The 5,755-nt window shown below is 70.2% G+C and carries 5 protein-coding genes and 1 pseudogene; 5 read left to right on the top strand and 1 reads right to left on the bottom strand.

What is annotated here, in order from left to right; genetic code table 11:
• On the bottom strand, nucleotides 1-1,193 hold a 1,193-nt coding region (locus WA805_RS22080), incomplete at its 3' end, for an AAA family ATPase (RefSeq protein ID WP_425243280.1).
• A 248-nt stretch (nucleotides 1,194-1,441) separates the two neighbouring features.
• Between WA805_RS22080 and WA805_RS22075 the strand changes: the two genes are divergently transcribed.
• From WA805_RS22075 to WA805_RS22055, 5 genes and pseudogenes are all read left to right on the top strand, one after another.
• Nucleotides 1,442-2,830 (top strand): carotenoid oxygenase family protein, encoded by a 1,389-nt coding sequence (locus tag WA805_RS22075; protein ID WP_425243279.1) that lies wholly within the window; start codon nucleotides 1,442-1,444, stop codon nucleotides 2,828-2,830.
• Between the two features lie 23 nt (nucleotides 2,831-2,853).
• Complete coding sequence (locus WA805_RS22070; RefSeq protein WP_422291049.1) at nucleotides 2,854-4,449, top strand: MFS transporter; 1,596 nt, start codon at nucleotides 2,854-2,856, stop codon at nucleotides 4,447-4,449.
• Between the two features lie 22 nt (nucleotides 4,450-4,471).
• Nucleotides 4,472-4,891, top strand: a complete 420-nt coding sequence (locus WA805_RS22065; RefSeq protein ID WP_422273411.1) for a hypothetical protein — start codon at nucleotides 4,472-4,474, stop codon at nucleotides 4,889-4,891.
• A gap of 105 nt (nucleotides 4,892-4,996) precedes the next feature.
• Nucleotides 4,997-5,428, top strand: a complete 432-nt coding sequence (locus tag WA805_RS22060; RefSeq protein WP_422273413.1) for a DUF6788 family protein — start codon at nucleotides 4,997-4,999, stop codon at nucleotides 5,426-5,428.
• A gap of 65 nt (nucleotides 5,429-5,493) precedes the next feature.
• Nucleotides 5,494-5,755, top strand: a pseudogene (locus tag WA805_RS22055) (ISKra4 family transposase); the annotation flags it as partial.

Here is a 5,755-nt window from a genome sequence, read left to right as displayed (position 1 = left end):
TCGGCCGCGCGCAGCAGCGCGGACACGGCACCGACCGCATCGGCACGCCGCAGGGTCCATTGCGCCGTCTCTTCGAGCAGGCCCGCGATCTTCTCGTCAGGCTCGACGGCCGCTTCACCCAGATGCCAGGCGCGGCGTTCGGGCTCATCCGCCAGCTGGGCGGCTAGCGCCCGGTGGGCCCGGCGGCGCTCGCCGCTGGTGGACAGCTCGACGATCGCCGACCGGGTCAGCGGGTGGCGGAAGACCAGCCGGCCGGTGCGATCGTCGACGCGCACCAGCCCTGCCTGCTCGGCGGGAGCGAGGTCTTCGATCTGCCGCGGCCCGGCGGCGGCCTGCAGGACGCGAAGGTCGCCGCTGCCCTCCAGTACCGCGAGCAGCAGCAGGCGACGGGCCGGCTCGGGAAGATCCGCGGCCCGGGATGCGAACAGCGCCTGCAGGCGCCGGCTGAGCGGGAGAACCACGGGCAGCGCCTCGGCCGCAGCGCGCTGCGCGCCGCTGAGCATCGCCGGAAGCTCCAGCAGCGCCAGCGGGTTCCCCTGGGCCTCCGCCACCACCCGTAGGCGGACCCTGGGCGCCAGCTCTGGGAAGCAGGAGCTCACCAGGGCGTTCGCCGCCTGCTCGTCCAGCGGCCCCAGCTCGTGCTGCGGCAGCCCGGCCCGCTCGAAGAAGCTCTCCTCGCCGGGCCGCAACGCGGCCAGGAAGCCGACCCGGCTGCCGGCCAGGCGGCGCGCCACGAACCCGAGCACCCCGGCACTAGCCCGGTCCAGCCACGGCAGATCATCGACGACCATCAGCACTGGCCGGGCCGCGGCCGCCTGGAGCAGCACCGTCAGGGTAGCGGTGGATACCAGCAGCCGATCCGGCGGCGGCCCGTCCCCGTAACCAAGGGCGACGTTCAGCGCGTCCCTGTGCGTGGCACCGAGCCGCTCGAACTGGCCAAACACCGGAAGCAGCACCTGGTTCAGCCCGGAATAGGCCAGATCGGCCTCGAACTCCACCCCACCCGCGCGCAGCACCTGGATGCCGGTCTCCTCGGCCGCATCGGCCGCCGCGTCCAGCAGGGCCGTCTTCCCGGCGCCCGGCTCCCCCACGAGCAGGAACGCCCCGCCTTCCGCGGCCGCCTGCTCGAGGAACCCCGCGAGAATCTCGAGTTCCCCGTCACGCCCGATCAGCGCCGTGGCCTGATCTGTCATGGAGGCCACCCCTCATCCTCTCCCCGGGCGGTCCCACGCCCTCGTCTCCATACCACGATGCTGACACCTTGGCCGGGCGCGAAAAACAGGCAACTCGCGAAGGCTTTCTTCGGCACATCTGAAGAATCCAACCACGGGAAGCCGTGGGCGCTAGCTGACCGCAGCCGGAGATGAAAGACAGTCATTTGACAGATCCGGCGGGTCCGTTGTCAGGTCATGATCACAGGTGGACAGATCTAGGAGCCCTCATGCCTGACCCGAACCGCTTTACGCAGGGCCCGTTCGCCCCGGTTGAGGAGGAAATTACCGCATTCGACCTGCCGGTTACCGGCGCCCTGCCAGCCGCGCTGAACGGCCGTTACCTGCGCAACGGGCCCAACCCGCTGGGCCTGGACGACCCCGCTTACCGGTTCCGCGAAGGGCACTGGTTCCTTGGCCCGGGCATGGTGCACGGGGTGCGGCTGCGCGACGGCAAGGCCGAGTGGTACCGCAACCGCTGGGTCCGCTCCGAGCAGCTAGCCGAGGCGATGGACGAGAAATGGCCCGCCGGGCCCGTCCACAACGACATGGACTTCGCCGCCAACACCCACATCATCGCCCATGCCGGACGGTACCTGGCCACCGTGGAGGCCGGCCCGCTGCCCTATGAGCTGTCCGGTGAGCTGGACACCATCGGCCCGTACGACTTTTCCGGCACCTTGCCCGGCGGCTTCGCGGCCCATACCAAGCTCGACCACGCGACGGGCGAACTGCACGCCATCGCCTACTTCTGGGCCTGGGACCACGTCCAGCACGTGATCATTGGCACCGATGGCACGGTCAGCCGCACGACCGACATCCCGGTCGCCGACGGCCCGATGATGCACGACTTCGCGCTCACTCCCGGCTACGTGGTCCTGCTCGACCTGCCGGTCACCTTTAGCCTGGATGCGGCATCGGCCGGGCTGAAGCTGCCCTATACCTGGAACCCCGCCCACCAAGCCCGGATCGGCCTGCTGCCGCGCGGCGGCACCGCAGCCGGCGTCCGCTGGTTCGAGGTGGACCCGTGCTGGGTCTTCCATACCCTCAACGCCTACGAGGACGACGGCGGCCGGGTCGTGGTCGACCTGGTCCGGTACGCGGGCGCCTACGACGTGTCGACGATGTCCGGGCCAGGACCGCTGACGCTGGACCGGTGGATCATCGACCCGGCCGCCGGGAAAGTCGCCCAGCAGCGGCTGGACGACCGCCCCCAGGAATTCCCGCGCACCGACGAACGGGTGACCGGCCAGCCGCACCGCTACGGCTACAGCGCGGTCATCGCCGCCGTCGGGCACGCCACCATCTCACCCGGCGGCGACTTCGCCGACGAGGCATTCAGCAACGCGCTGCTCAAGCATGACCTTGCCGCGGGCACCGCCCAGGCCCACGAATTCGGCCAGGACGCCACCGCCGGCGAGGCGGTCTTCGCTCCCGCCGCGCCCGGTGCCGCCGAGGACGACGGCTACGTCATGGCCTTCATCCACAATCCCGACCGCGGCGCCGCCGACCTGGTCCTCCTCGCCGCCCAGGACTTCACCGCCGAACCCATCGCCCGCGTCCACTTGCCCATCCGGATTCCGCTCGGCTTCCATGGCAGCTGGGTCCCCGACCAGTAGATCCCGCCGAATGGAGAAACGCGATGAGCATCAGCAATACCACCCGCGCGGGTGGCCAGTCCCGGAGCTTGATCTTGACCGCGATGATCTTCGCGGTGGCGATGACGTTCATCGATCAGACGATCGTGTCGATCGCCGCGCCGACGATCCAGCATGCCCTGGGGTTGTCGTCCAGCGGGATGCAGTGGGCGATCAATGCCTACCTGCTGACGCTGGCGGCGTTGTTCGCGTTCGGCGGGCGGCTGGGTGACATCGCCGGGCACCGCAAGATGGTCGTGCTGGGAGTGATCATCTTCGCCGCCGCGTCGGCGCTGTGCGGCGCCACGCCGGCCGGCGCCGCCGCGGAGACCTGGCTGGTGGCGTTCCGGGCGCTGCAGGGCGCGGGCGGGGCGATCATGTTCCCGGCCGCGATCGCCATCGTGGTCGAAACCTTCGACCTGCACTCGCGGGGCCGGGCGCTGGCGTTGTTCTTCGGCATCGCCGGCGCCTTGACCGCGATCGGCCCGATCGCCGGCGGGTACCTGATCGAGTGGACCTGGCGATCCATCTTCTGGATCAACATCCCGGTCGCGCTGATCGCCCTGGCCCTGATCGCCATCTCCAAGCCGGCGAATGAATCCCGGCCCGCCCCGATGGACTACCGCGGGCTGGCCCTGATCGTCGGCGGGGTGGGGCTGAGCGTGTTCGGGTTCCAGCAGTCGGCGCTGTGGGGCTGGGGCGACCCGGCCATCTGGGCCACCATCGCCATCGGAGTGGCCCTGCTCATCGTGTTCTACGCTGTCGAGGCCCGGACCGACTCCCCGCTGATCAACGTGCGGATCTTCCGCAATCAGGCGTTCTTGGTGGAGAACATCATCCTTGGCATCGCGATGATGGCGTTCATTCCGGTGTTCTTCTTCGCCGCTTTGTACGGGCAGATCGCCCTGGCGGAGAAGGCGACCACGTCCAGCCTGCTGATCTTGTATTTCTTCTTGGGGTTCGTGGTCTGCGCGCAGATCGGCGGCCGGATGCTGGACCGGGCCGGGGCCAAGCGGCCGGTGGTGCTCGGCTGCGCGCTGGCCGCGGTCGGATTCGGGCTGTGGGCGTCCAAGGCGACCGACCTGCACGTCGGCGCGCAGGTCATCTACATCGTGATGGCCGGGGCCGGGATGGGGCTGATGCTGGGGCAGGCCAACACCGATGCGATCAACCGCGCGTCCCGGTACTCCTACGGCGAGGCCACCGGGATCACCCAGACCGTCCGCAACTACGGCGCCAGCCTCGGCTTCGCCATCTTGGGCACCCTGCTGATCACCCGGTTCCGGTCCGCGATCACCGCCTCCCTCACCAGCCAGGGCCTGTCCGCCCCGGCCGCCTCTGCGCAGGCAGCCAAGATCGCCCAGCTGCAGGGGGGCAACGGGAACGTCACCGCGATCCCGCAGTTCATCCGCGCCAACTTCGCCGCCGCCACCCGCGACGTGCTCTACGGCATGTGCGTGATCATGGCGGTCGCCGCGTTCGTCGCGCTGCGCGGGCTCAGGCGAGGCGTCCAGGAAGACACGACAGCAGCAGGAGCCGGGCTCAGCGACGAGTTGCCTGACGAGGACTCGGGCACCGATCGCGACCCGGCCTGGCGCTAGGCCAGCAAAGAAGGAGAACGTAATGCCCGTCATCGTCGTGACCCGGCTTCGGCTGCGAGACCCCGCACTGCTGGATGAGTTCTTCACCGACGCCGTCGCCGCCATCGAGCAGGCCATGAAGTCCGAAGGCAACCTCGGCGCGGACGCGCTCGCCGACGCGGACAACGCCTGGTGGAGCGTCACCGCCTGGCAAGAGCGCCGCCTGATGCAGGCCTACGTGGACAGTGAGCCGCACCTGGGCATCAGCGCGCGGCTGGACCACTATTGCGACGAGGCCACGTTCGTCGACTGGGAGCAGGCCAGCCCCGCCCTGCCGGACTGGCAGACCAGTTGGCGCCACCTCACCGCCGACGGTAAGGCCGCCGACCTCACCCATGCGTCGACCGCCAATCAGACCCTCGATTTCCCCCCGCCCGTCCAGCCGCCTGCCAGCGTTTCCTGAAGTGGGAGGGCAAAAGGGGGTGTGCGACACGAAAGTAGGGGTGCTTGATCGTGCCTGCGTGTGCTTCTAGTCTGAGTTAGGTTCTTACTCAGGTTGGAGGTGCCGGTGCCGGACGAGCCTGACCTGGCCGGGCTGGAGGCCCGTCGCGCCCGGCTGTATGCCGATCTCGGCCTTGTCGGTGATTTCCGCCGCGGGGCCTTGAACGCGGTGCGGCGCAAGTGCGGCAAGCCGAATTGCGCCTGCGCGCGGGCGGGGCATGCCGGGCACGGGCCGCAGTACAACCTGACGAAGTGGGCGGGCGGCAAGACGGTGACGGTGCACCTGCGGCCCGGCCCGGAGCTGGATAAGGCCGAGCGGGAGGTGGCCGAGTATGAGCGGTTCCGGGATCTGGTGGGCCAAGTGACGGAGGTGAACGAGGCGATCTGCGAGGCCCGGCCCGCCGCGCCCGGCAGCGCCGCCGACGAGGACCCCTCCGGGCCGGGAGGGGAAAAAGGGGGCTCCGGGCGGCGCTCGCGGCGGAAAAGTCCGCCGAGATAGCGCGGCTGGCAGCGGAAGCCGCGCGGGCGCTGGGCTGCGAGGCCGGCCTGGAGGCCGCCGAGACGGTGATCCGCGCCGGGATGCTGAAGCTCGGCGGCGGCATGCTGGGACAGCTGCTGGCCGCCGACCCCGGGCACCGCGGCCCGCGGGTCCCGTGCGGGCAGGGGCATGACGCGGAGTTCGTCTCCTACCGGGACAAGGTCATTGACACGGTGCTCGGCCCGGTCACCCTCACCCGCGCCTGGTACCACTGCGCGGCCTGCGGGCACGGCTTCGCCCCGCGCGATGCCGAGCTCGGCGTGGCGGGCACGTCCATGTCCCCGGGGC

Source organism: Trebonia sp. (assembly GCF_049794275.1).
Classification (GTDB): Bacteria; Actinomycetota; Actinomycetes; order Streptosporangiales; family Streptosporangiaceae; genus Trebonia.
Note: the sequence above shows the minus strand (reverse complement) of the source record. Positions and strands in the feature narration are given on the sequence as shown.